The 24,233-nt window shown below is 70.1% G+C and carries 20 protein-coding genes and 4 pseudogenes; 13 read left to right on the top strand and 11 right to left on the bottom strand.

Features of this window, described 5'->3' with window-relative positions; translation table 11 throughout:
* Positions 1 to 20 precede the first annotated feature (20 nt).
* Positions 21 to 704: a response regulator gene (locus PBV52_RS38880; protein ID WP_274245198.1), complete on the top strand. Its 684-nt coding sequence runs from the start codon at positions 21 to 23 to the stop codon at positions 702 to 704.
* A 12-nt stretch (positions 705 to 716) separates the two neighbouring features.
* Positions 717 to 3,260, top strand: a complete 2,544-nt coding sequence (locus tag PBV52_RS38885) for a sensor histidine kinase KdpD (protein ID WP_274245200.1) — start codon at positions 717 to 719, stop codon at positions 3,258 to 3,260.
* A gap of 145 nt (positions 3,261 to 3,405) precedes the next feature.
* On the opposite strand, the gene PBV52_RS38890 is transcribed toward PBV52_RS38885, so the two are convergent.
* Together PBV52_RS38890 and PBV52_RS38895 are read right to left on the bottom strand one after the other, a co-directional pair.
* The gene (locus PBV52_RS38890) at positions 3,406 to 3,627 is read right to left on the bottom strand and encodes a ferredoxin (RefSeq protein ID WP_274245203.1); all 222 of its coding nucleotides are present in this window, start codon (positions 3,625 to 3,627) and stop codon (positions 3,406 to 3,408) included.
* Complete coding sequence (locus PBV52_RS38895) at positions 3,624 to 4,826, bottom strand: cytochrome P450 (protein WP_274245205.1); 1,203 nt, start codon at positions 4,824 to 4,826, stop codon at positions 3,624 to 3,626. Before PBV52_RS38895 ends, PBV52_RS38890 begins: the two co-directional genes overlap by 4 nt.
* Before the next feature lie 241 nt (positions 4,827 to 5,067).
* On the opposite strand from PBV52_RS38895, the gene PBV52_RS38900 reads away from it, so the two are divergent.
* The 3 genes from PBV52_RS38900 to PBV52_RS38910 all read left to right on the top strand — a co-directional run bounded on the left by PBV52_RS38900 (position 5,068) and on the right by PBV52_RS38910 (position 7,207).
* Positions 5,068 to 5,793, top strand: coding sequence for a response regulator transcription factor (locus tag PBV52_RS38900; protein WP_274245207.1), 726 nt, complete (start codon positions 5,068 to 5,070; stop codon positions 5,791 to 5,793).
* Positions 5,794 to 5,890: 97 nt separating this feature from the next.
* Positions 5,891 to 6,334, top strand: coding sequence for a VOC family protein (locus PBV52_RS38905; protein ID WP_274245209.1), 444 nt, complete (start codon positions 5,891 to 5,893; stop codon positions 6,332 to 6,334).
* Positions 6,335 to 6,382: 48 nt separating this feature from the next.
* Entirely contained in the window at positions 6,383 to 7,207 is an 825-nt protein-coding gene (locus PBV52_RS38910) for an SDR family oxidoreductase (RefSeq protein WP_274245211.1), read from the top strand.
* Between the two features lie 118 nt (positions 7,208 to 7,325).
* Here the strand turns inward: PBV52_RS38910 and PBV52_RS38915 are convergent, their stop codons facing one another.
* Entirely contained in the window at positions 7,326 to 8,810 is a 1,485-nt protein-coding gene (locus PBV52_RS38915; protein ID WP_274245213.1) for an MFS transporter, read from the bottom strand.
* 231 nt (positions 8,811 to 9,041) lie between these two features.
* Between PBV52_RS38915 and PBV52_RS38920 the strand changes: the two genes are divergently transcribed.
* Entirely contained in the window at positions 9,042 to 9,923 is an 882-nt protein-coding gene (locus PBV52_RS38920; RefSeq protein WP_274245215.1) for a hypothetical protein, read from the top strand.
* A gap of 383 nt (positions 9,924 to 10,306) precedes the next feature.
* On the opposite strand, the gene PBV52_RS38925 is transcribed toward PBV52_RS38920, so the two are convergent.
* The 5 genes and pseudogenes from PBV52_RS38925 to PBV52_RS38945 form a co-directional block, all read right to left on the bottom strand.
* Positions 10,307 to 10,963, bottom strand: a complete 657-nt coding sequence (locus tag PBV52_RS38925; RefSeq protein WP_274245217.1) for a response regulator transcription factor — start codon at positions 10,961 to 10,963, stop codon at positions 10,307 to 10,309.
* On the bottom strand, positions 10,960 to 12,213 hold the full coding sequence (locus tag PBV52_RS38930; RefSeq protein WP_274245219.1) for a sensor histidine kinase: 1,254 nt from the start codon (positions 12,211 to 12,213) through the stop codon (positions 10,960 to 10,962). Before PBV52_RS38930 ends, PBV52_RS38925 begins: the two co-directional genes overlap by 4 nt.
* Positions 12,214 to 12,303: 90 nt before the next feature.
* The gene (locus PBV52_RS38935) at positions 12,304 to 13,449 is read right to left on the bottom strand and encodes an ABC transporter substrate-binding protein (protein WP_274245220.1); all 1,146 of its coding nucleotides are present in this window, start codon (positions 13,447 to 13,449) and stop codon (positions 12,304 to 12,306) included.
* 529 nt (positions 13,450 to 13,978) lie between these two features.
* Positions 13,979 to 14,458, bottom strand: a pseudogene (locus PBV52_RS51465) (ATP-binding cassette domain-containing protein); the annotation flags it as partial.
* Positions 14,349 to 14,681 (bottom strand): annotated as a pseudogene (locus PBV52_RS38945) (ABC transporter permease subunit); the annotation flags it as partial. The pseudogenes PBV52_RS38945 and PBV52_RS51465, both read right to left, overlap by 110 nt.
* Before the next feature lie 775 nt (positions 14,682 to 15,456).
* On the opposite strand from PBV52_RS38945, the gene PBV52_RS38950 reads away from it, so the two are divergent.
* From PBV52_RS38950 to PBV52_RS38960, 3 genes are all read left to right on the top strand, one after another.
* Positions 15,457 to 15,906 (top strand): hypothetical protein, encoded by a 450-nt coding sequence (locus tag PBV52_RS38950; protein WP_274245222.1) that lies wholly within the window; start codon positions 15,457 to 15,459, stop codon positions 15,904 to 15,906.
* A gap of 147 nt (positions 15,907 to 16,053) precedes the next feature.
* Positions 16,054 to 16,386 carry a flavin reductase family protein gene (locus tag PBV52_RS38955; RefSeq protein ID WP_274245224.1) on the top strand — a complete coding sequence of 111 codons (333 nt, stop codon included), beginning with the start codon at positions 16,054 to 16,056 and terminating at the stop codon, positions 16,384 to 16,386.
* Complete coding sequence (locus tag PBV52_RS38960) at positions 16,383 to 17,432, top strand: LLM class flavin-dependent oxidoreductase (protein ID WP_274245226.1); 1,050 nt, start codon at positions 16,383 to 16,385, stop codon at positions 17,430 to 17,432. The genes PBV52_RS38955 and PBV52_RS38960 overlap by 4 nt, the downstream gene beginning before the upstream one ends.
* Positions 17,433 to 17,563: 131 nt before the next feature.
* Here the strand turns inward: PBV52_RS38960 and PBV52_RS38965 are convergent.
* Both PBV52_RS38965 and PBV52_RS38970 read right to left on the bottom strand, forming a co-directional pair.
* A pseudogene (locus PBV52_RS38965) lies at positions 17,564 to 17,941 on the bottom strand (transposase); the annotation flags it as partial.
* A 154-nt stretch (positions 17,942 to 18,095) separates the two neighbouring features.
* A pseudogene (locus tag PBV52_RS38970) lies at positions 18,096 to 18,281 on the bottom strand (CorA family divalent cation transporter); the annotation flags it as partial.
* A 973-nt stretch (positions 18,282 to 19,254) separates the two neighbouring features.
* Here PBV52_RS38970 and PBV52_RS38975 point away from each other — a divergent pair.
* Positions 19,255 to 20,439 (top strand): aromatic acid/H+ symport family MFS transporter, encoded by a 1,185-nt coding sequence (locus PBV52_RS38975; RefSeq protein ID WP_274245227.1) that lies wholly within the window; start codon positions 19,255 to 19,257, stop codon positions 20,437 to 20,439.
* 105 nt (positions 20,440 to 20,544) lie between these two features.
* On the opposite strand, the gene PBV52_RS38980 is transcribed toward PBV52_RS38975, so the two are convergent.
* Positions 20,545 to 21,270 (bottom strand): alpha/beta fold hydrolase, encoded by a 726-nt coding sequence (locus tag PBV52_RS38980; RefSeq protein WP_274245230.1) that lies wholly within the window; start codon positions 21,268 to 21,270, stop codon positions 20,545 to 20,547.
* Between the two features lie 148 nt (positions 21,271 to 21,418).
* On the opposite strand from PBV52_RS38980, the gene PBV52_RS38985 reads away from it, so the two are divergent.
* From PBV52_RS38985 to PBV52_RS38995, 3 genes are all read left to right on the top strand, one after another.
* Positions 21,419 to 22,222, top strand: a complete 804-nt coding sequence (locus PBV52_RS38985) for a PaaX family transcriptional regulator C-terminal domain-containing protein (protein WP_274245232.1) — start codon at positions 21,419 to 21,421, stop codon at positions 22,220 to 22,222.
* Positions 22,223 to 22,305: 83 nt separating this feature from the next.
* Positions 22,306 to 23,373, top strand: a complete 1,068-nt coding sequence (locus tag PBV52_RS38990) for a cupin domain-containing protein (protein WP_274245234.1) — start codon at positions 22,306 to 22,308, stop codon at positions 23,371 to 23,373.
* The gene (locus PBV52_RS38995) at positions 23,370 to 24,233 is read left to right on the top strand and encodes a fumarylacetoacetate hydrolase family protein (RefSeq protein WP_274245235.1); all 864 of its coding nucleotides are present in this window, start codon (positions 23,370 to 23,372) and stop codon (positions 24,231 to 24,233) included. The genes PBV52_RS38990 and PBV52_RS38995 overlap by 4 nt, the downstream gene beginning before the upstream one ends.

Raw genomic sequence — 24,233 nt, forward strand, 5'->3', positions numbered from 1 at the left:
GACAGGAAAGGCACACACCCATGACCCGGGTGCTCGTGGTGGAGGACGACCCGCAGCTCGTACGGGCCCTCGTCATCAACCTGCAGGCACGTCACTACGGCGTGGATGCGGCTCCCGACGGGGCCACGGCCCTCCGGCTCGCCGCCGCGCGTCAGCCCGACGTGGTCCTGCTCGACCTCGGCCTGCCCGACATGGACGGCGTCGACATCATCAAGGGCCTTCGGGGCTGGAGCCGGGTGCCGATCCTGGTCCTGTCCGCCCGGCAGGGGTCCGACGAGAAGGTGGCCGCGCTCGACGCCGGCGCCGACGACTACATCACCAAGCCGTTCAGCATGGACGAGTTGCTGGCCCGCCTGCGGGCCGCCGTCCGCCGTACCGAGGACGCGCCGCTCGTCCCCGAGACGACGCTGGTCGATACGGCGGATTTCAGCATCGACCTGCTCGCCAAGAAGGTCGTCCGGGACGGGCGGGACGTGCGGCTGACCCCGACCGAGTGGCACCTGCTGGAGATCCTGGTGACCAACCCCGGCCGGCTGATCACACAGAAGCACCTCCTCCAGGAGGTCTGGGGCGTCTCACAGAGCAACAAGACCAACTACCTGCGCGTGTACATGGCCCAGCTGCGCCGCAAATTGGAGACGGACCCCTCCCACCCCCGCTATCTGATCACCGAGCCCGGCATGGGCTACCGCTTCGAAGCCTGACCGAGGGACGACATGGCACGCGGCAAGCTCCGGATCTACCTCGGCGCGGCACCCGGCGTCGGCAAGACCTACGGCATGCTGTCGGAGGCACACCGCCGTATCGAGCGGGGCACCGACTGCGTGGTCGCCTTCGTGGAGCACCACCACCGGCCACGCACCGAGGTGATGCTGCACGGCCTGGAACAGGTGCCGCGCCGGGAGATCGTGTACCGGGACAGCGTCTTCACCGAGATGGACGTGGACGCCGTCCTGCGGCGTGCCCCCGCCGTCGCCCTGGTCGACGAGCTCGCCCACACCAACGTCCCCGGCTCCCGCAACACCAAGCGCTGGCAGGACGTCGAGGAACTGCTCGCCGCCGGGATCGACGTCGTCTCCACCGTGAACATCCAGCACTTGGAGTCGCTGGGTGACGTGGTCGAGTCGATCACCGGGGTGCGGCAGCGCGAGACCGTCCCCGACGAGGTCGTACGGCGTGCCGACCAGATCGAGCTGGTCGACATGTCACCGGAGGCGCTGCGCCGCCGTATGGCCCACGGCAACATCTACAAGCCGGACAAGGTCGACGCGGCCCTCTCCAACTACTTCCGGCCGGGCAACCTCACCGCCCTGCGCGAACTGGCGCTGCTGTGGGTGGCCGACCGGGTCGACGCGTACCTGACCGAGTACCGCAGCGAGCACCGGGTCTCGACCATCTGGGGCTCGCGCGAACGGATCGTCGTCGGCCTGACCGGCGGTCCCGAGGGGCGCACCCTGATCCGTCGGGCGGCGCGCCTGGCGGAGAAGGGCGCCGGCGGCGAGGTGCTCGCCGTCTACATCTCCCGCAGCGACGGCCTCACCGCCGCCTCCCCGAAGGAACTGGCCGTCCAGCGAACCCTGGTCGAGGACCTCGGCGGCTCCTTCCACCAGGTCGTCGGCGACGACATACCGGCCGCACTGCTCGACTTCTCCCGGGGTGTGAACGCCACCCAGATCGTGCTGGGCGTCTCCCGGCGCAGGAGCTGGCAGTACGCGTTCGGACCGGGAGTCGGCGCCACGGTCGCCCGCGAGTCCGGTCCCGACCTCGACGTGCACCTCATCACGCACGACGAGGCAGGCAAGGGCCGCGGACTGCCGGTGGCGCCGGGAGCCCGCCTCGGGCGCTCCCGGGTCATCTGGGGCTGGGCCGTGGGCGTACTCGGCCCCGCCCTCCTCACCTGGCTCCTCGCCGGCGTCAGCCCGGACGTCGGCCTCGCCAACGACATGCTGCTGTTCCTCACCCTGACGGTGGCGGCGGCCCTGCTGGGCGGGCTCTTCCCGGCGCTGGCCTCCGCGGTGGTGGGCTCCCTGCTGCTCAACTGGTTCTTCACCCCGCCCGTCCACACCCTGACGATCGCCGACCCGAAGAACATCGTCGCCATCGCGATCTTCGTCGGGGTCGCCGTGTCCGTCGCCTCGGTGGTGGACCTGGCGGCCCGGCGCACCCACCAGGCGGCGCGGCTGCGCGCCGAGTCGGAGATCCTCTCGTTCCTCGCGGGCAACGTCCTGCGCGGCGAAACCACGTTGGAGGCGCTGCTGGAGCGGGTCCGCGAGACCTTCGGCATGGAGTCGGTGGCGCTGCTGGAGCGGACAGGTGAGACGGATCCCTGGACGTGCGCCGGCAGTGTGGGACCCCGGCCTGCAGAGATTCCCGAGGACGCGGACGTCGACGTACCGGTCGGCGACCACATGGCCCTGTCCCTGCGCGGCCGGGTGCTGCCCGCCGCCGACCGCCGGGTGCTGGCCGCGTTCGCCGCGCAGGCCGCCGTCGTACTGGACCGCCAGCGCCTGCTGCGCGAGGCCGACCGTGCCAAGGAACTGGCCGAGGGCAACCGCATGCGCACCGCGCTGCTCGCCGCCGTCAGCCACGACCTGCGCACCCCGCTCGCCGGAATCAAGGCTGCCGTGTCCTCGCTGCGCTCCGACGACGTCGAGTGGTCCGAAGAGGACCAGGCGGAACTGCTGGAGGCCATCGAGGAGGGCGCCGACCGCCTCGACCACCTCGTCGGCAACCTGCTGGACATGTCCCGCCTGCAGACCGGCACCGTCACCCCCGTCATCCGCGAGACCGACCTCGACGAGGTCGTGCCCATGGCGCTCGGCGGGGTGCCCGAGGACAGCGTCCACCTGGACATCCCCGAGACGCTGCCCATGGTCCACGTGGATCGGGGGCTGCTGGAGCGGGCCGTCGCCAACGTCGTCGAGAACGCCGTCAAGTACAGCCCGCCGGACGAGAAGGTCCTGGTGTCGGCGAGCGCCCTCGCCGACCGCGTCGAGGTGCGGGTCGTCGACCGCGGGCCAGGTGTCCCGGACGAGGCCAAGGACCGCATCTTCGAACCCTTCCAGCGGTACGGGGACTCGCCCCGCGGTGTCGGCGTCGGCCTCGGCCTGGCGGTCGCACGCGGCTTCGCCGAGGCCATCGGCGCCACGCTGCACGCCGAGGACACGCCCGGCGGCGGCCTCACCATGGTGCTCGCCGTACGGACGGCACCGCAGCGGCGGCCGCAGCAGCCGGACCTGCCGGCGGCGGCCACGTCCTGAGGGCCGGCACTCTCAGGACCGGCACGCATCGCGCGGTACGGCTGCGAACTCCCGCGCCACGCGCCGTTCACACGAGAGCCCCCACCGACGCGCGGCGAGGGGCTCTCGGTCCGGTGGTGTCGGTCCGGCTGTGGTCGTCCCGGCGCTAGGAGCCGCCGGCTTCCGGCTCGTGGAGGGTGATCGCCCCGGAGGGGCAGACGCCGGCGGCCATCTGCGCGGCGGCGCGATGGGCGGTGGGCGGCTCGGCGTGCAGCAGGAGCACGAGGCCGTCCTCGGGATCCTGGTCGAAGACCTCGGGAGCGGTCAGCGCGCACATCCCGGCGCCGATGCAGCGCTCACGGTCGATGCGCAGGCGCGTCTCCCTCATGCCTCCTCCCTGTCCCAGGTGACCGGGAGACTCTTCACCCCGTAGATGTCCGCGGTCTCCGGGCGCAGGCCGACTTCTTCGGCCGGTACGGCCAGGCGCAGCGTGGGGAAGCGGTCGACCAGCGCGCGGAACGCGACCCGCATCTCGACGCGGGCCAGCTGCTGCCCCAGGCACTGGTGGATGCCGTGACTGAAGGCCAGGTGCCCGCCCGCGTCCTGCCTGCGGAGGTCGAGCGCATGGGGGTCGGTGAAGCGCTCGGGGTCGCGGTTGGCGGTGTTGTACGACAGGACGACCGTCGTGCCCGCCTTGATGGTCTGGCCGCCCACCTCGACGTCCTCCAGCGCCGTCCTCATGAACGTCTTGGCGACGCTCAGATACCGCAGCAGCTCTTCCACGGCCCCGTCGGTGAGCGCGGGGTCGGCGCGCAGCGCGGCCAGTTGCGCCGGGTTCTGCAGCAGCGCGAAGGTGCCGAGAGCCAGCATGTTCGCGGTGGTGTCGAACCCGGCCGCCAACAGGATCAGGCTGATCCCCTTCAGCTCCTCGTCGGTCAGATCGCTGTCGGTGAGTTCGCTGAGCACGTCGTCGGTGGGGTTCGCGCGCTTGGCGGCCACCAGCTCCGCGAGGTACTCCTGGGTCGCCGTGTAGGCCGCTATCAGCTCCTCGTCGCTCGTCGCCCCGCCCATGAACGCGTCGATCTGCTCCTGGAAGGAGCCCCGGTCCTGGTACGGCACCCCCAGTAACTCGCAGATCACGATGGTGGGGATGGGCTTGGCGAACGCGGTCACCAGGTCCGTAGGCGGCCCGGCCTTCTCCATGGCATCCAGACAGTCGGCGGTGATCTGCTCGATGCGCTCGGTGAGCAGTCGCATCCGCCGCACGGTGAACTTGCCCACCAGCGGCTTCCGATAGCGCCCGTGCTGTGGCTCGTCCATGAGGAGGAACTCGCCGGGCGGCGCCGGGGGAAGCTCGAAGTCGACGACGTTCATGAGCTCCTTGCGCGAGCTGAACCGTGAGTCGGCCAGGACCGACCTGACGAGGTCGTATCCGGTGATCAGCCAGCCGGGTTTTCCGCCGGGGTGGGTGTAGCGGCTGATGGGGCCGTGCCGACGCGCGTCGATCAGCTCTGCCGGCGGGTCGAAGGGGCAGCCGGGCCGGCGCGCGGTCGGCAGCGTCGTGACGGTGTGGACGGATTCACCCATGACCATTCCCCGTTCGCGATATGACGTGTTTGACGATGCTCGAAAGCTACGTTGCGTTCAGAAAGGCGTCAATGGATCGAAGGGCATTCACCCAGGTGAAGCCCGGAAAATTGATGCAATGACGCTGAACTGAATGCAATGGTGCGTTGCAATGAAGTGCGGCGAAGGCAATACTGGCGGCAGCGCATCGCTGACGTTTATATTACTTAAGTTACGCAATCTATTCATCGGGTGGCCTGTCGTGGACCCAAGTCTCACCGGACGACAGTCGCCGCTCCGCGGGCAGGGGCAGCAGATTCTGGTGGTCAGTGGTGACCGGGCGGACGGCAGGCTGCTCACCAGCACCCTGGAGCTGGTGGGCTACCGGGCCGTCGCGGCGGCCACCGCCATCGAAGGGATGATGAGGCTCGCGGATCACAGGTTCGACCTGGTGGTCTGGGATGCCGGCCTGCCGGACAACGCCCGCTTCGCCCAGGGCCGCCGCGTACTGCCGGCGGACCGGCCCCGGCTCCTTTTCCTGGCGGCCTGCGACGAGTTGGCCGACCTCGTTTCCGAACTCACTCCGGGCGTCGAGGACTACGTCACCAAGCCACTCCGTCTCACTGAGGTTCTCGCCAGGGTCCAGGGCCTGCTGCGCGACGGCGACCGCGACCGCGACAACGAGCATCACGCGCACACGCCTCGCTACGGCGATCTGGTCCTGGACGACACCACCTGCCGTGCCACCCGTGGCCGCAGGCCGCTCGGCCTCACCCCCGCCGAGTACCGGCTGCTGCGGCATCTGCTGGCGAACGCGGGGCGGGTGCTGTCGAAGGAGCAGATCAGCCGGCACGTCTGGGGCGAGTTCCGGGCCGGGCAGGCCATTGAGAAGCTCGTGGAGCGCCTGCGGAACAAGGTCGACGAAGAGGGTCCCGAGCTGATCCACACGCGCAGGGGGTTCGGCTACTGGCTGGGGCATCAGGCGTGACCTGGGTCACGTCGGTTTGATGTCGGGAACGCGTCCGGAACCTGTCGGCCCGCCTCGCTTGCATGAGCTCACCCAACGAGCCGACTGAGGAGGCTTCATGCTGAGGCCCGAGGACCAGTTCCATGTAGGCATCGTCGCCGAGGACTTCGAAGCGACCCAGGCGCAGCTCTCGTCGCTGTTCGGCTTCGAGTGGACCCAGGCGATGGGCGCGGCGACCGAGGTCGAGCTGCCGACCGGGGCCGCTGTCATCGACTTCGCCTGCGTGTACTCCAGGACGTCGCCGAGGGTGGAGATCGTCCGCAAGGTGCCCGGCACCCTGTGGGAGCCGACGCCGGGCTCCGGCATCCACCACTTCGGCTACTGGTCCGACGACGTCTCGGCGGACACCGCCGAACTCGAACGGCACGGCTGGGTGATCGAGGCGACCCGCAAGGGGCCCGACGGCGCCCTGTTCTTCGCCTTCCTGCGCAGTGCGCGCGGCTTCCGGGTCGAACTGGTCGACCGTAAAGCCCGGCCGTCCCTGGAACGGATCTGGGCCTGACCGCCCTGCCCGGTCACCGCACCCCACCTTCGTAAGGAGCAATGCACCATGACAACCGTAGGTATCGCCACCGGCGCCGGACGCGGAATGGGCGAGGCGTGCGCGCGGCGACTCGCCGACCAGGTGGACGTGCTGCTGCTCGTCGACCGTGACGAGAGGGCCGTCGCAGCCGTCGCTGAGGACCTCGACGAGGCCGGACACCGGGCGGTGGCCGAGCCGTTCGGGCTGGACGTCACCGACCGGGACGGCCTGGCCCGCCTCGCCGACCGGGTGGCGGAACGCGGCAGGCTGCGGGCCGTCGTGCACGCCGCCGGCATCTCGCCCACCATGGCCGACTGGAAGCGCATCTTCGAGGTCGACCTCATCGGCACGGCACTCCTCGCCGAGGCCCTGCGTCCGCTGGCCACCACCGGGACGGCGATGGTCTACTTCGCCTCGATGTCGCCGATGCTCGCGCGCATCGCCCCCGATCCGGCCGTCGCCGCGATCCTCGACGACCCACTGGCACCGGACTTCCTCGACCGGATCCGCGACGCGCTCGGCCCCGACGTCGAGAACACGGCCCTGGCATACCCCTGGGCCAAGCACGGCGTACACCGCTTCGCACGCAAGGAAGCGGTGCGGCTCGGCCCTGTGGGCGCCCGGGCATGTTCCCTCTCCCCGGGCGTCATCGACACCCCGCAGGGTCGGCAGGAGGCGGCCAAGCACGCCTCGATGCAGCAGCTCATCGAGCGCACGCCACTCGGCCGCACCGGCCGCTCGGAGGACGTCGCCGCCGTGGCCGCCTTCATGGTGTCGGAGGAGGCCGACTTCCTCACCGGCATAGACATCCTCGTCGACGGGGGTGTCTACGCGGCTGTGCGGGGCGACTGACGGAAGCTTCGCTCGCCGTCCCCCCGAGCACGGGAACGGTAGCCACGTTGCGCACGACTGGGCCGGGCCGTCGACACCAGGCGGCCCGGCCCGGCCCAGCCCCGCACGTTCGCGGTGACTAGGACTTGACCCCCGAGACCCCGGTCGGCTCGGCAGAGCCTTCGCTCGCCTGAGGCTGCGCGGTGGCGGCCCGGTGACGCGGGAGGAAGGAGGCCAGGAAGAAGGAGAGGAGGGCGGCACCGGCACCGATGACCATGACCACCTTGAAGCCGGTTTCGGAGGGCAGCGGGTGGCCGCCGAAGTCGGTGGTCATCTGGGCCAGGATGACGCCGGCGACGGCGCTGGCGAACGACGTACCCATCGACCGCATCAGGGTGTTGAGGCTGTTGGCGGCGGCCGTCTCGGACGCCGGTACCGCGCCCATGATCAGGGCGGGCATGGCGCCGTAGGCGAAGCCGATGCCGCCGCCGATGATGCAGGCGACCAGCGTGAAGTGCCAGACCTCGGACATCAGCACGGTGCTCAGGCTGTAGCCCGCGGCCACGACGACCGCGCCGATCATCAGTGTGATCTTCGGGCCCTTCGCCTTGGTGATGGGCGCGGAGACGGCGGACATGGTCATCATCACCAGGCCCTGCGGGGCGAGGATCAGGCCGACCGCCAGCATGGACCTGCCGAGGCCGTAGCCGGTCTGCTCGGGCAGCTGGAGGACCTGCGGCAGGACGAGCGACATCGCGAACATCGAGAAGCCGAGCGCGACCGAGGCGAGGTTGGTGAACAGCACCTGGCGGCGGGCGGTGGTGCGCAGGTCCACGAGCGGCTGGGCCGTGCGCAGCTCGTACCGGCCCCACATCACGAAGACCACGACGGCGGCGGCGAAGAGGCCGAGGGTGGTACCGCCGGTCCAGCCCCAGTCGGCCCCCTTGGAGATGGCCAGCAGCAGGGACACCAGCGCGGCGGACAGGCCGAGCGCGCCGAGCAGGTCGAAGCTGCCGCCGGTGCGGACCTTCGACTCGGGCACGACCAGCAGGACGAACGCGAGGGCGAGGACGCCGAGGGTGGCGGAGGTCCAGAACAGCACGTGCCAGTCGAAGTTGTCGGCGATGAACGCGGCCGAGGGCAGGCCGAGCGCGCCGCCGACGCCGAGCGAGGCACTCATCATCGCGGTGGATCCGGCGAGCCGCTCGGCCGGCAGTACGTCACGCATGATGCTGATGCCGAGCGGGACGACAGCCGCCGCCAGACCCTGCAGGGCACGGCCGACGATCATCGGGACGAGCGAATCGCTCAGAGCGCAGACGACCGAACCGGACACCAGCAGCACGAGGCTGACCAGGAGCATGCGCCGCTTGCCGAACATGTCACCGAGGCGGCCGACGACCGGCGTGGCGACCGCTGCCGCCAGCAACGTGGCGGTGACCGCCCAGGCGGTGTTCGACGCCGAGGCGTTCAGGTACTTCGGCAGCGCGGGGACGATCGGGATGACGAGGGTCTGCATCAGCGAGACCGCGATGCCGGCGAAGGCCAGAACCGCCACCACGGTGTTCGGCCTCGGCGGGGCAAAAGGCCCGGCTTCGGCATGTGGGGCAAGGGCGTCGGACATGGAACAGCCTCCGTCGGAGCGGGGGGATTACTTGATTTACGCAACCATAATAAAGATTGGTTGACTTAAGCAATCTGTGCCCCTGGGGTCGCCCACCTTCGATTGCGTGATCCGCCTCACGTCGGCCTTCTGTCGGGAACGCGACCGGTATCCGTCAGCCCGGCCCGATTCCATGTGTGCGTCTCCCCCCCCAACCCATCCGGGTCTCCCGGCCTCAGAAGGAGGAAGCGCATGAAAGACCGGGCCAAGGTCGAGGAACTGCTCATCACGTCGGATCTGCAGGTGCAGAGCGCGGCAACCTCGTGGAAGCACGTCCATGCCGAGTACGTCGACGTCGTCGAGGACATCCTGGCGACGCTGGCGCCGAGCGGCCCCTACGCGTACACCGTCGTACCGCAGGTCGAGGAGGGGCACGAACTCCCGACCCAGCGCATCGTCACCACGTACGAGGCCATCGAGAACAGCTACCGCAGCATGCACCGGTTCGCCGCCGTGGTGGCGATCCGCCCCGTCGCGGAGATCAACTCCTCCTGGTACACCTTCGTCAGCGGTCTCGGCCGGGGCCGCGAGAAGCAGACCGGCGCGGAGAGCGAGCGCCCGGTCATCGTCCTCTTCCCGACCATGGGCTCCGAGGGCATCACCGGTGAGCTGTTCTGGGGCCGCACGCAACAGGACAGTCTGCCGGGCGACCCGGCCAACGGGGCGCTGGCCAGCCGGTTCGCGGTGGCGGAGCTGCACGCGACGCTGCTCGACGCGTACCGCGAGGGTGACATCGACACGATCGTCGAGAAGGCCCACCCCGAGATCCAGACGGGCGTCCGCGACTATGTGACACAGACCGGGACCCTGGCCAACCTGCACACCGCGGACGACCTGCGGGCGCACCTCCAGGACTTCTACGCCCACTACTGCGTCCGCGGCATCGAGGTCGTCGCCCGGCACTTCGACGACTGGTTCTTCTTCCACGAGCTGCGGTGGACGGTCGAGGCCAAGCAGGGCCCGGACGCCGGTGGCATCTTCCGCCACCACACCGCCGAGTACGCCGAGGTGTCAGTCGCCGGACTCGTCGTCGCACACATCGGGCACGGCACGGATCAGCTCAAGGTCGGCTGAGGCCGCACCAGGCCGCACCAGGCCGAGGCGGCCCCCGGTCCCCTGCGTCGCTCCCCGGACGAATGCCCGGCGGGGAAGCGGCGCGGGGGCGGCTCGACGCTGACGTCGGCCAGGGCTGCGACCTCACTGCGGCGCAGGCCGGGCACGCGGCGCTCCGTCTTGGAGCAGCTGGGCAAGGGCCGGGACGACCGGACCGCCCAGCGACGGCTCCTCGGCCCGCCTGTCGCCCGCTTCCGCCATGACCGACCCGCCCTGCCGTCGCCCGGCACTACCGCCCAGTACTACCGCCCGGCTGGGCGAACCGGCACGTACGCTCCGGCGGCGATCAGCACCTCGTAGCGGTCGCCGGACTCGACGCCGGGCGCGGCTCCCGGGCGTGACCGCTACGTGAGTTCCAGCAGACCGCGGCGGACCGCTTCGGAGACGGCCGCCGCCCTGTTGTCGACGCCGAGCTTCCGGTAGATGCGCACCAGGTGTGTCTTGACGGTCGCCTCGGTGAGGAACAGCGACTCGGCGATGGAACGGTTGCTGTGCCCGTCCGCCATCAGCCGGACGACCTGCCGCTCGCGCCCGGTCAACTCCGGTGCCGGGCTGACCACTTGGCCGACGAGGTCGCCCACGATCCCCGGCGCCAGGCCCATGCCGCCGGCCGCCGCGCTGCGTACGGCCCGGAAGAGGTCCTCGGGCGGCCCCGCCTTGAGCGCGTAGCCGCGTGCGCCTGCCTCCAGCGCGCGTACGACGTCGGCGAGTCCGGCGTAGCTGGTCAGCATCACCACCGGTGTCCCCGGAGCCTCGGCGGCGAGCCGGCGTACCGCTTCGACGCCGTCGATGCCGTCGATCCCGTGGTTGCCGCCCCCGAACCGGAGGTCCATCAGTACGACGTCGGGTGCCAGGTCGAGAGCGAGGCTGACGGCCTCCTCGCCGCTGCCCGCCTCGGCGATCACCTCCAGATCGGCCTCGCCGTCGAGGAGGGCCCGCAGACCGGCTCGTACGACGACGTGGTCGTCGGCGATCAGCAGGCGCAGCCCGGAGGCCGTCATCGGACCGCCTCGGCCAAGGGCGCGAGAGAGCCCGACCGCGGCCGGGCGGGGACGGTGGCCCGGATCCGGGTGCCCCGGCCGGGTGCGCTGTCGACATCGAGCTCACCGCCGTACTCGTGCAGCCGCGCCCGGGCCGCCGGCAGGCCGAAGCCCCGGCCGGAACGGCACGCGCCGTCGGCGGGAAGGTGCCCGAAGCCGACACCGTTGTCGCACACGTCGAGTTCGACGCGGTCCGGGTGATGACGCAGGGTCACCAGCAGATGGGTGGCGCGCGCGTGTTCGCGAACGTTGGCCAGCATGCTCTGCGCCAGGCGGAACAGTGCGGCGGCGGCCTGCTCGTCCAGGTCGGCGCGCTGGGTTCCGGCCGAGCGGAACTGCACGCGCTGTGCCGTTCCGTCCTCCTGCGCGCGGGTGCACAGCAGGCGCAGGGAGCCCTCCAAGCCGGCCTCCGCGACCGTGGACGGGGTGAGGTCCCGGATGATCCGCCGGGTCTCGGCGAGACCGGCGTCCAGGCCGTCGGTCACCGCGCGCACCCGCGTACGCGCCATGTCCGGCCGCTCCTCCCAGTCCCGCTGGGCGGCCTGCAGCAGCATGACACCGCTGGACAGGTCCTGGGCGAGCGTGTCGTGCAGGTCACGGGCGATGCGCGCGCGTTCCGCCAGGACGCCGGCCCGGCGCTGTTCCCGGGCCAGCACGTCCCGTGTGCTGCGCAACTCCTCGACCAGACGCTGACGCTCGGCGGCCTCGCGCTGCTGCCCCCGGTACAGGGTCACGGTGCCCCAGACGGCCGTCACCGGGATCAGCACCAGCTCCGGGTCGAACCCGCCGATGCTGCGGGTCAGTTGACCGACCAGCACGAACGTGATGGCGGCCACCGCGACCCCGGCCGCCCGCTGTCCGAGTGCGCGCAGAGCCGCACACGCCAGCGGTACGGCGCACCAGACGTAGGCGTTGGTCAGGAACGGCGGGGTGCGCAACACGAGCACCGCCCACAGCACCAGCAGGGTCGCGACCCAGAGGTGCCGGGCCGGCGGACCCAGTCTTCTCCACAGCGCGAGCCCGGCCGCGTACGTCGTGGCGAGCAGCCCGCTGCCGGCCACGATCTCCCAGCACAGCGAGATGTTCAGCGAGGCGAGCCGGACCAGCGCGGCGCCGACGACGACGAAGAACACGAGGTGCGGGACGTGCCGCAGGGCGAAAATCTCGCCCCGGGCCGGCGCGGGAGTGCGGGCGGGGCGGTGGTCGGACACGACGAACCCCCTGGACGAAAGATCCATCGGGACAGGGCGTCCGAGTCTATCCACCGCCTGTATGACTGATGTGAGGAGTGGTGGTCGGGGTCAGGCTCCGGGGTGCAGTCCGAGCCAGCCGGGGGTGGGGTCGCCCTTGACCTCGCCGAAGTAGAGGGCGAAGGTCTGCTTCCAGCGCTCGACCTCGGCGCGGTCGGCCATGAACTTCGGGAAGCCGTCCAGGTGGGCGTTGGGGTACTCCCAGATCGGCTTCAGCCCGGCCGGGGGCGTGATGTCGGTGCGCACCGACCAGCCGTTGAAGGAGTTCTTCTGCGTCTCGGTGGACAGCTGCCAGTTGAGATACAGCTTGGCGGCCGTCGGGTTCGCGGCCTGCTTGAGGATGGCCGCGCGCTGGCCCCAGGCCATGAACGGGTGCCCGTCGGCGATCACGAACTTCGCGGGAGACGACGAGGGGACCACCGAGCCCGCGGTGCCCACGCCGATCGCCTTCTGCCCGCCGAAGACGGCCTGCCCCGGGGTGTTGCTGCCCCGCGCGAACCGCACGTCCTGGGCGGCGAGCCTTGCCACCCAGTCCCAGCCGTAGGTGCGGGCGTACAGCGCGTAGAGGTAGAGGACGGCGTCGTCGTCGTGCGGGTACGACGAGGCGATCTTGCCCTTCCACTTGGGGTCGACCAGGTCGAGCGGGCTGCGCGGGGTGTCCGAGCCCACGGCGGCCGTGCCGTACAGGAAGCTGAACGCGATCGCCGAGACGGCGACCCAGGCCCCCTGCGGGTCCCTGAACCCGTCGTACAGCTTCGAGAACCCGGCCGGCTTGTAGTGCAGCAGTCGGCCCTGCTGCTTCCAGCGGACGAAGTCCTGCAGGGTCTGCAGCTGTACGACGTCGGGGACGAGGGTGTCGGTCGCGAACTGGTTGTCGACACGGACGTCGTGGTACTTGCTGTAGTCCACGATCAGCGTCAGGTCGATGTCCGGGAAGCGGGCCTTGAAGGCCGCCTTGGTGCCGTCCTGCTGGGTGGGGGTGTCGCCGCCGGCGTAGAGGACGAGCTTCCCGCCCTCCTTGAGAGCCGCCTGGTAGAGCTCGTCGAGCGTGCGGGTCTCCTCGCGCCCGGCGGAGTGCCGTGAGGCGGCGGCCGGGGCGGCCGAGGCGGAGTTCGCGGTGGCGCCTATCGCACCGAGACCGAGGGCGGCCCCGGCTCCGGTGGCGAGGACACTTCGTCTGCTGAAGAAGCTGGACACGCTGAGGAGACCTCTCTGATGGGGGGTGGCGTACAAGGCTCTGGCGCCATGGCCGATCGTCAGTCTGGCGAGGTCGAGAGGGACTTCGCGTCGCCCGGACGGAGCCTTGAGGCGTGCTGGAGGTGGAAATTCGGTTCAACCGATCGGTTGAACGCTCTGGTATGCCGCTGCCGATCTCGTAGCGGGCTCCGGAGGGCAGTTCCACCACGTCCCCAGGGTGGGGAGAGGCGGATGACGGTGCGCACGTTGCTGCGGACAGCGCGGCGGTCACCGGGTGTGTGGGTGCGCTGAACAGCTGTGTGGTGGGGCCCGAATCGACGATGCGTCCTTCGGACATCACGACGACGGAGTCCGTTCGGTCCGCGACCAGGTGCAGGTCGTGGCTGACGAGGATCAGTGACAGGTCGCGCCGGTCGCGGAGTTCCGTCAGCACGTCCATGACGGCGACAGCGGCGTCCGCGTCGAGTGCGGAGGTGACCTCGTCGCAGATCAGGACGTCGGGGTCGGCTGCCAGCGCACGGGCTATGGACACGCGTTGGCGTTGTCCGCCGGAGAGCTCGTGTGGGTAGCGGTCGGCGAAGGCAGCGGGCAGGCCGACCTGTTCCAGGAGTTCCAGGACCCGGCCCGGGGCCTCGGCCCGACCCGACCGGCGGTGCAGCAGGAGGGGGCGGCGCAGGGCCGCTCCGACCGTGCGGCTGGGGTTGAGCGTGCCGAGCGGGTCCTGCGGTACGAGCTGGAGGCGGCGGCGCTGGTCGCGGGAGCGGCGGTGGGCTGTGGGGGCGAGGCCGGTGCCCTCCAGCTCGATGCGGCCGGCGGTCGGGACGTGGAGGCCCACCAGGGCGCGCAGCAGGGTCGTCTTGCCGGACCCGGAGGCACCGACGACGCCCAGCCTGCTTCCGGGCCCAGTCAGCGGCTGGTGGTTGAGGGCCGACCTGGAGGAAGCCGGCGGTGGCCACGAGGTACACGGCCGCCACGAACCGCAGCCCGAACAGCGCGAGCAGCGTCGCACGCAGGTTGGGCAGCACCTCCCGGACCACGAGACACCACAGCCGCTCCCCGCCGATGGCCGCTGCCTCCACGTACCCGGAGGCGGCCACGGGCGCGGCCGCGCCGGCGACCAGGCGTACCGCATACGGCACGCCCAGGAAGAAGGAGGCGGTCACGACGGCGAGTCGTCCGCCGTCCGGCCAGGACAGCGTGATGAGGAGGATGCCGAGCACGGCGGGCAGCAGCGGGGCCGGCTGACGCGCCGCCGATGATGGGGGAGAAGGCCTACCTCGTCGATTCGTAGTCCTGAACAAGGAGATGGCCGGGCGCCGCCGTACGCGCTGCTGCCCTGCTTCAGAAGTGTGCCGCACGGCTCCCAGCGACTGGCGCGGGACGGGGAAACCCAGGCCGTAAACGGAGACCGCCGACATCGACGACGACGACCAGGAGCTGGTCCTCGAGGAGCTGACCCGTGAGCAGGTCCTGGACTGGCGCACCCGCGCCGCGAAGGACCACGAGATCGTGTTCGACCACCCCCCTGGGGCAGGGATGAGGGGCGACTGCTCGCGCCCGGCGAGGTCCTCGGGTGTGGTCCGGTACCGGGTCACGTAACGGGTGGCCGCTGAAGTCGGCGGTCACCGTGTGCCGCAGCACGTCGTCTTGCCGCGTACGTGGCGCGGGGACTGTGGCCGGACAACGCCGGTGCTCTATGCACTATTTGGGCATAGTGAGGGCTGAACGGCACCTTCCGCCCTATGTGGCATGTGCAGTCCAGGCTCCGTCGTTGTCGTCGACCAGATGACGACGTCAACCGGTATGCCAAGGGAGGCGCTGTGGCTGCGTTCCGAGTGCCCCCGACGCCTGCGCCAGCGAGGTCGACCTTGAGCCACCTCCCCCCGGGCCGGACCAATGGACGACTGCGGCCACGAGCTCCCGGCAGCACAAGTGCCCGCCGCCGGCACGGTCAACGAAAGCAGTGCTGAGCTGTGAGCCCGCACCAGCCACGGGAGAGGACCACCGATGACGGCTGATCCGATCACTGCAGCGGACCGACTCGCCGGCGAGGTGATGCGCACTCGCCCGGCCGACCCCGTCTTCGCCCGTCGGCTCGGCCAGCGCCTGCACACCTGGGACGTCGAACAGGTCACTTTTCTCGCCCAGGTCGAGAGCGTGGTCCTCGCGGCACTGCTCGCCACAGCCGATGAGTCGGCTGCCGGTTTGCCCGGAACCTGGTGCCCGGCCGCGGCAGCCGTTCTGCGGCGGCAGCAGGACATGCAGATGTTCGCCGCCCTGCCCGCATCCCTACCGGACCCGGTCAAGGTGCGGATGGACCAACTGCGGCTGCTGTCCACCGGCCTGACGCCAGGATCGGGCCACCGGTGGCTCAGGCTCTGCGACACGGCCTGCGAGTTCCTGGAGCCTGCCCCGCTGCTGGAAGAAGGCGGCGAGCCTCCCGCACCGCGCGGGTGAACCGCTCTGTAGAGGCCGAGAGGGAGGCCGCTGGTGGTCCGTGCACACCGGCCGGGCCTCGCTGAGCGTGCGGATATGGGAGAAGCGCAGTGGTGAACTGGCCGCCACTCTCAGAGGTCGTTTCCTCCCGTTGCTTCATCCCAGTGCATGCGACGGATGCGTGCGGCCGACGGCATCTGCATCAACATCCTCAGTGAGGACCAACACGGCGTGTCCGTGCGGCTCTCCAACGGGGGCACGGAGAAGTCCGACGACGTCGCTTGGATGCCTTCGGCCGACGGGATGCCCGTGCTGCACGGCGCGTTGACCTGGTTGGAATGTACCGTGACGGACGAGTACCGAGCTGGGGACCACGGCATCGTGGTCTCCCGAGTCGACCGGGTCGCACCGGCCACGGAGGAGAGTGGCCCGCTTATTCGTCACCTTCGGCGCTACGTACGGCTGGCGGGACCCGACACACACAAGGAGGTCTGCCAGTGAAGGCCAAGCGCCATCCGATCGAGATCGAGGTCAACATCGGCGCGGCATCTGTGGCGGAGGCGGTCGCGGCGGCCATACGGGCGGAGTCACACGGCGCGGCCCAGATCGGGGTGTGGGACTCACCGGCCGGGGTCCCGGACTGCTGGACCACGCTCGGGGTGTTGTCACAGTGCGTTTCGACGGTGCCCATCGGGGTCGCGGTCACCAATCCGGTGACCCGGCACCCGGTGGTGACTGCGCGAGCGGTCGCAAGCCTCTCCGAAGTCGCTCAAGGCGGTGTGTTCCTCGGAATGGGCACGGGCGACAGCGGGGTGTACAACCTGGCGCAGCGCGCGGCGACGCTGCGGGACCTCCGGGAGTACGTGACGTGTGTCCGGGATCTGCTACGTGACGGCCGGGCTCGCTGGCACGACGCGGATCTGCGGCTGAAGCGGGAATCGGGCGTGAGAGTGCCCGTCTACCTGGCGGCTCACGGGCTGAGATCGCTCGAACTGGCCGCCCAGACGGCGGACGGTATCTTCATCGGGCTCGGCTACAGCGAGGACGTCGTCCGTGAAGTGATGAGCGTGGTGCGGCGAGGGGCCGAGCAGGCGAACCGGGATCCCGACGCCATCGACCTCGTCTGGAACACCGGCGCGATCAGCATCAACAGCGACTCGGATCGCGCGGTGACCGACGCCGGTTGGATCGTGGCGTCCCTGTCACACCACTTCGCCAGATTCGGCATGTCGTCGAAGCTCGTCCCGGCCGAGTTCCAGGAGGGGGTCAGGAAGCTCGGCGAGCTGTACGACCTCTCACAGCATGGACACCAGTCGACTGCGCGAAGGCAGGAGTACATCGAGGCCGCGATGGACCTCGGGGTCTGGGACTACCTGAGCGACCGGTTCCTCATCGCTGGTAGCGAGGCGGACGTACAGGCCAGGATCGAGACTCTGCGGTCGCGCGGCGTTCGCAAGTTCGAGATCGGGTTGTCCGTCGGCGGCCCGGACGGTGTGGCGTCGGTTCTCGACCTGGTGCACCGGATCAACGACTCGGACCGTTCTTGAAAATGCCCTACCCATCGGGCGCAACCGGTGAAGGAATGACTCATGCCTGAGGCCGGCACCATACCGGGTCGTCCGATGATCAAGGCGCTCACCGGAATCCGGGGAATCGCGGCGGCCTGGGTGGTCCTTTTTCACTTCTGAGTCGCCCTCTGAGAGGTCGATTCCTCCCGTTGTTTCAGGTCGGTCATGGCGAGGTGGATCAGGGCTTCGGAGCGGGTTGGGAGGGTCTCGTAGTCGCGTGCCAGGCGACGGTGGAGCATGAGCCAGCCGTAGGTTCGCTCTACCGCCCAACGTTTTGGTATCGGAGTGAATCTCTTGGTCCCGGGCTTGCGGGCGTTGATTTCCATGTCGATGCCGAGGGTGGCGGCGTGTTCGACGAAGTGCTTGCGGTAGCCGCCGTCCACCCAGGTCTTGCGGATCGTGGGGTGGTCGGCGGTGACCTGGTCGAGCAGGCGAGTGCCAGCGATGGAGTCCTGGACGCCGGCCGCAGTGACCAAGGCCGACAGCAGTGCCCTCGCACGCCAACACCCACGACCGCAGGAGACCGCCCCGAACGGAGCGCGGCTCATCTCCCCAGATTCTCCCCAGCGGCCTCAAACGCGTCGTCCACTTCTGCGATCGGGGCTGCACGCGCTCAGGACAACAGCCCTCCAGGGCGATTACTCAGGGCCAGTCCCGCCGCTTGAAGATGACGTACAGACTGGCGCAAACGACCCCCATCAGGGCGGTTGCGAAGGGATATCCGAGCACCCAGTGCAACTCCGGCATGTGCCTGAAGTTCATCCCGCAGATCGTCCCGACCAGCGTCGGAGCGAACAGGATCGCCGCCCACGACGAGATCTTCTTGAAGTTGTCCACCGGGTGGCGCTGACCTGCCGCGATGCGGCTTTTGGTCTCTGACCTGCGCGGACGAGTCTTTCAGCGTCGTTCAGAAAGCTGGACCGTTTGGTGGGCAGGTTCGGCGCGGTAGCCAGTCTGGCCGACGGGTCGAAGGCCCGGGAATGATCCGGATGTTGGCCTGAAGTCTGATGCGGAGATGGCCGGCATCACCGGGGCAGGCGGTGGGGCACGACCGCTGCGGTTGGGGATGGACGCTGGGCGGCCACCGATGGGCACGTTCGAGGGACTCGACAGCCATGTCGGGCCGCTTGCGCCTTGGCCTTCTCGAAGATCGCGATCGGGTCCATCGTCTCGGGGTTGTACGCCTTGCTGACGCCCGGCCCGCAGGGTGCGCCAGGTGGGGTGGGGGGCGGCCGGTATCCGACCGTGTGTGTCCACTGCCGGGCATGTGCCGGTAGCTGGGTGTCGATCGGGGCACTGTCCCTGCTCGATGATCCCGCGCGAGAGGAGTTCTCGTTCGGCTTGGGGTCGATCGTCAAGCGCTTCGGCTTCGACGCGACGGAGGCGTTCGCCGACGCCCTGCCGCCTGATCGTTTCGGGATGACCGTTGGCTGCCGTGGACCTTCGTCGCCGCGCTGCTGGACGACTGCCGGTTCGCCGAGAGCGGCATCTCCGCCATGTACGGAACCTGCCAGATGAGCGACGGGCGATCGGCACATGTTACGAAACAATGGCTCTCACCTGCTGCGTAGGTGAGTCACGGCAACTGATGCGTTACAAACAATTGACGCTCGTTTTTTATATGACACATACTCCCTCTCTGAGTGCCGGTGAAGCGCCGCGCAAGGAATCGCACAGGGTGGTGATGGCGATGAAGCCAGCAGACGTCCGTTCCGGAGGATCCGGAAGATCCGGAGGGGCTGGAACTCCCGGAAGTTCTCGACGCCGCAGTGAACTCACGGTTCTGGCGCTGTGTTTTGCGGTGATCTTGTTCGACGGTTACGACCTCATCGTCTACGGGGCCGTGGTGCCGGCCCTGCTGCGCTACGAACCCTGGGGCCTGACGCCCACCGACGCCGGACTGATCGGCAGCTACGCCCTCATCGGCATGCTGGTCGGCGCGCTGGTCGCGGGTGCCGTGACCGACCTGGTCGGCCGGCGGAAGGTGCTGCTGATCAGCGTGAGCTGGTTCTCGCTGACCATGGCGGCCTGTGCGCTGGCACCGAGCGCCGAGCTCTTCGGCCTGTTCCGCCTGCTCGGCGGGCTCGGCCTCGGTGGTGTGATGCCCACCGCGATCGCCCTGACCGCCGAGTACTCGGCCCCGCACCGGCGCAGTCTCAACAACGCGCTGATGTTCTCCGGCTACTCGGTGGGCGGGATCCTCTCCGCCGTACTGGCCCTGGCGCTGCTGCCGGAGTTCGGCTTCCGGATCATGTTCTGGCTCGGCGCGCTGCCCCTCGTGACCGTCGTCCCGCTGCTGTGGCGGTACCTGCCGGAGTCCGAGAGCTACCTGGCCGCCCGCGGCCGTACGCAGAAGTCGAAGCGCGGTGTCGCGGCCCTGTTCACCAGGCGCCACCTCGTGCCCGCCGTACTCTTCGCGGTCACCAGCTTCTTCGGCCTGCTGCTCGTGTACGGGCTCAACACCTGGCTGCCGCAGATCATGAAGTCGGCCGGCTATCCGCTCTCCAGTTCGCTGCTGTTCCTGGTGATGATGAACGTGGGCGCCGCGGTCGGTTCCGTTCTGGTAGCGCCGGTCGGTGACAGGCTGGGCATGAAGCCGGTCACCGCGGTGACGTTCGTGGCCGCCGCCGTCTCCATCTACCTGCTGAGCTCGCCCATGGCGGCGCCGGTGATGTACGCCCTGGTGGCGGTCGCAGGGTTCGGCACCATCGGCACCCAGATCATGGTCAACGCGTACGTCGCCATGCACTTCCCGCCCGAGGTCCGTGCGACCGCGCTGGGCTGGACGCTGGGTATCGGACGGCTCGGCGCCGTCGTCGGCCCGACGTTCGGCGGCATCCTGCTCGCGTCCGACCTGCCCGTGGAGTGGAACTTCTACGCCTTCGCCATACCGGCGGCAGCGGGGTCGCTCATGGTGTTCCTGCTTCCCAGGGGTGCGCGGGCCGCCGCCGCTCCCTCGACGGATGCGATGGCCGTGCGAGCCTGAGCGCGGCTGTGCCGAGAACACGCAGACCGCCCCCGCCGCGCAGGACGCGGAGGGGGCGGTCGGTTCGTCTCTGGCGGGTCACCCTTGAGCGGCTTCCCGGCCGGGTCATGCCTTGAGCAGGGCCGCCGTCAGCTCGTCGGGGCGGGTGAACTGGGCCTCGTGGGTGCCGGCGTACTCGATGACCGGGGTGTCCGGGCCGAGGCGCTGGGGGAAGCGGGGGGTCCAGCCGTACTCGCCGGGAGGCAGGGCCAGGTCCTCGGTGCCGACCACGTAGGAGGCGGGGACGCCGAGCGCGGCCGGGTCGACCGGGGTGACGGTCTCGGTGAAGTAGCGCAGGGGCTGCGGCACCAGCAGACCGTGGACCAGGCGCTGGGTGCTCTCGTCGCCGTCCTGCATGAAGGCCGAAGTGAAGACCTCGTAGGGGAAGACGATGCTGTCGTTGCCGGATGCGGCGGCGAGCTGCCGGAACATGTCGGCGTAGTGCGGCGGGACCTCGTCCATCAGGGACCGGTCCTGAGCGGGAACGAACGCACTCCAGTAGACGAGCTTGCGCAGGCGCGGCGCGAGGCGCGGTGCCGCCGCGGTGAGCGGGTAGCCGCCCCAGCTGTGCCCGACCAGGGTGACGTCCCGCAGGTCGTGCCGTTCGACGAGGTCGACGACAAAGTCGCCGACGTCCGCCAGGCTGTGCCGGCGCGGGTCGTCGCCGTCGGCGAGGCCGGGCAGGTCCGGGGCCAGGACGCGGTGACCGGCGGTGCGCAGCCGCTCGGCCACCAGGCGCCAGGTCCAGCCGCTGTGGCAGGCGCCGGATATGAGGACGAAGGTCTCCGTCATTGCGTCTCCTTCGACGCTGGGTGCGTGACGTGAAAGGTGCCGTCATGGAGACGGCCGTCGTACGGGTGAAATATCGGTCGACTGTGAGACGATCGTCAAGTAGTTGACACGTATAGGGGTGGGGTCCGGCAGGGCCCGGGAGGTGCTTGTGAAACCGCGGTCGCTGGTCTTCGACCTGTTCGGCGACTATCTGCGCTACCGGGGCGGCGACGTCCGGCTGCGCTCCCTGGTCGCGCTGATGGACTGCTTCGACATCCCGGAGAGCACGGTGCGGGTGGTCGCCGCCCGGATGCGCAAGGAGGGCTGGCTGGAGAGTCGCCGTGAGGGCAGGGAGACCGTCTACGCCCTCACCGACGCCTCCTGGAAACTGCTCGACGAGGGCCGGGAGCGGATCTTCCGGCGCGCGCCCGGCCCGTGGGACGGGCAGTGGCACATGGTCATCTACTCGGTGCCCGAGGCCGACCGGGCGCTGCGCGAGCAACTGCGCAAGAAGCTGTCCTGGCTGGGCTTCGGCCTGCTCTCGGCCTCCGTGTGGATCAGCCCGCACGACCGGATCGCCGAGGTCAGGGAGAGCTTCGCCGACCAGCCCGCGGCGCGGATCGACGCGCTGCACGCCCGCTCCGAGGGGGCGGCGGCCGACCGGGACATGGCGGCGCGCTCCTGGGACCTGGCGGCCCTGAACAAGGAGTACACCGAGCTGCTCGACCGGTACCGGCCGCGCCTCGCCGGGTATCGCGCGGATGGGCTGCGCGGCCGGGACGCGTTGGTCGAGCGCATGCGCCTGATCCACGACTACCGCCTGTTTCCCTTCCGGGACCCCGACCTGCCGCCCGAGCTGCTGCCCGAGGGCTGGGTCGGCAGGGTCGCCCACGAGCTGTTCCTGGAGGCGCATGGGCTGCTGCGGGCCGAGGCGGAGGGGTACGTCGACGAGGTGATCGGCGGCGCCCTGTAGAAAAGATGCGTTTCAAAATCTAGACGGTCGTTGTTTCGGTGTCGTACGTTGGACTCAGGTAATCCCGAAGGAGTGAGTCCGTCGTGACGATCACCGACGAACGTGCCGCCCTGGAGCAGCTCTACGCCGACTTCGAGGCCGCACATCTGACACCGCTGTGGACCCAGCGCGAGGGTCTGATGACCCAGGTGCCGCAACCGGACGCCGTGCCCGCCCTGTGGCGCTGGTCGGTGCTCCACCCGCTCGCCGAGCGCAGCGGCGACCTCGTCCCGGTCGGCCGGGGCGGCGAGCGCCGCGCCATCGCGCTGGCCAACCCGGGACTGCCCGGCACCGCGTACGCCACCCCCACCCTGTGGGCCGCGATCCAGTACCTCGGCCCCGGCGAGGAGGCGCCCGCGCACCGGCACACCCAGACCGCGTTCCGCTTCGTGGTGGAGGGCGAGGGCGTGTGGACCAACGTGGAGGGCGACCCGGTGGCGATGCGCCGCGGCGACCTGCTGCTCACGCCCGGCATGCACTTCCACGAGCACCACAACACCACCGACAGGCCCATGGCCTGGATCGACGGCCTGGACATCCCGCTGGTCCGCCAGCTCGACGCCGGGTTCTTCGAGTTCGGTCCGGACCGGCTGGCCACCCGCGCCACCCCCGCGGCCTCCCGCAACGAACGCCTGTGGGGCCACCCGGGCCTCACCCCCGTCGGCGCCCCCGCCACCCTCTCCTCCCCGCTCATGGCGTACCGCTGGGAGCACACCGACGCGGCGCTCACCGCCCAGCTGGAGCTGGAGGACGAGGGGCACCCGGGCGTGGTCGAGCCCGGGCACGCGGTCGTACGGTTCACCGACCCGGCCACCGCCCGCGACGCCCTGTCCACCATCCGCACCGAGATGCACCGCCTGCGCCCCGGCACCCGGACCGCCACGACCCGGGTGGTCGGCTCCGCCGTCTGGCAGGTGTTCGACGGCACCGGCACGGTCGAGGTCGGCGGCCGACTCTACGACGTCGCCAAGGGCGACCTGTTCGCCGTGCCCTCCTGGGCGCCGGTCACGCTCACCACCGAAGGCGGCCTGGACGCCTTCCGCTTCTCCGACGACCCCGTCTACGAGGCCATCGGCCTCGCCCGCACGCACCGAGAGGAGCCGTCAGCATGAGGCTCGCCACCATCCGCACCCCCGACGGCACCCGCGCGGTCCGTGTCGAGGACGACGCCGCCGTCGAGATCGGCGCTCACCCCGACCTGGGCGCGCTGCTCGGCCGCCCCGACTGGCGGACCGAGGCGGCGACCGCCGACGGCCCCCGCCACGACCTGGCCGGCCTCGCCTACGCGCCGCCCGTCCCGTCCCCCGAGAAAATCGTCTGCGTCGGGCTCAACTACCGCAACCACATCCTGGAGATGGGCCGCGAACTCCCCGAACACCCCACGCTGTTCGCCAAGTTCGCCCGCGCCCAGGTCGGCGCGTACGACCCGGTCGAGCTGCCCGCCGGATCCGACGCGGTGGACTGGGAGGCCGAACTCGGCGTGTACATCGGCGCCGAGGTCCGCCACGCCACGCCCGAACAGGCCCGCGCCGCGATCGCCGGGTACACCGTCGTCAACGACGTCACCGGCCGCGACTTCCAGTACCGCTCGCCGCAGTGGCTCCAGGGCAAGACCTTCGAGGCCAGTACGCCGGTCGGCCCGTGGCTCGTGGTCGCAGGCCCGGACGATGCCCCCCTGTCGGCCGAGCTGACCTGCACGGTCGACGGCGAACTGATGCAGAAGGCCGACACCGGCGACCTGGTCTTCGACCCGGCGGCCCTGGTGGCGTACATCTCGCAGATCGTCACCCTGACCCCCGGCGACCTGATCGCCACCGGCACCCCCGGTGGCGTCGGCCACGCCCGCAAGCCCCCGCGCTATCTGACCGAGGGCAGCGAGCTGGTGACCCGGATCGAGGGAATCGGCGAGTGCCGCAACACCATGGTGAGCAGCTCCACCCCGGCCAGCGCCAAGACTCCGGTGAGGGGCTGA

The sequence above is a fragment of the Streptomyces sp. T12 genome (assembly GCF_028736035.1).
GTDB lineage: Bacteria > Actinomycetota > Actinomycetes > Streptomycetales > Streptomycetaceae > Streptomyces.

Excerpts from the sequence above, each read along its gene's own strand:
- PBV52_RS38925 (WP_274245217.1), bottom strand. The coding sequence starts at position 10,963 with ATGACGGCCTCCGGGCTGCGCCTGCTGATCGCCGACGACCACGTCGTC.
- PBV52_RS38880 (WP_274245198.1), top strand. The coding sequence starts at position 21 with ATGACCCGGGTGCTCGTGGTGGAGGACGACCCGCAGCTCGTACGGGCC.
- PBV52_RS38895 (WP_274245205.1), bottom strand. The coding sequence starts at position 4,826 with ATGGGTGAATCCGTCCACACCGTCACGACGCTGCCGACCGCGCGCCGG.
- PBV52_RS38980 (WP_274245230.1), bottom strand. The coding sequence starts at position 21,270 with ATGACGGAGACCTTCGTCCTCATATCCGGCGCCTGCCACAGCGGCTGG.
- PBV52_RS38950 (WP_274245222.1), top strand. The coding sequence starts at position 15,457 with ATGACGGCTGATCCGATCACTGCAGCGGACCGACTCGCCGGCGAGGTG.
- PBV52_RS38955 (WP_274245224.1), top strand. The coding sequence starts at position 16,054 with ATGCGACGGATGCGTGCGGCCGACGGCATCTGCATCAACATCCTCAGT.
- PBV52_RS38905 (WP_274245209.1), top strand. The coding sequence starts at position 5,891 with ATGCTGAGGCCCGAGGACCAGTTCCATGTAGGCATCGTCGCCGAGGAC.
- PBV52_RS38890 (WP_274245203.1), bottom strand. The coding sequence starts at position 3,627 with ATGAGGGAGACGCGCCTGCGCATCGACCGTGAGCGCTGCATCGGCGCC.
- PBV52_RS38915 (WP_274245213.1), bottom strand. The coding sequence starts at position 8,810 with ATGTCCGACGCCCTTGCCCCACATGCCGAAGCCGGGCCTTTTGCCCCG.
- PBV52_RS38885 (WP_274245200.1), top strand. The coding sequence starts at position 717 with ATGGCACGCGGCAAGCTCCGGATCTACCTCGGCGCGGCACCCGGCGTC.
- PBV52_RS38995 (WP_274245235.1), top strand. The coding sequence starts at position 23,370 with ATGAGGCTCGCCACCATCCGCACCCCCGACGGCACCCGCGCGGTCCGT.
- PBV52_RS38910 (WP_274245211.1), top strand. The coding sequence starts at position 6,383 with ATGACAACCGTAGGTATCGCCACCGGCGCCGGACGCGGAATGGGCGAG.
- PBV52_RS38920 (WP_274245215.1), top strand. The coding sequence starts at position 9,042 with ATGAAAGACCGGGCCAAGGTCGAGGAACTGCTCATCACGTCGGATCTG.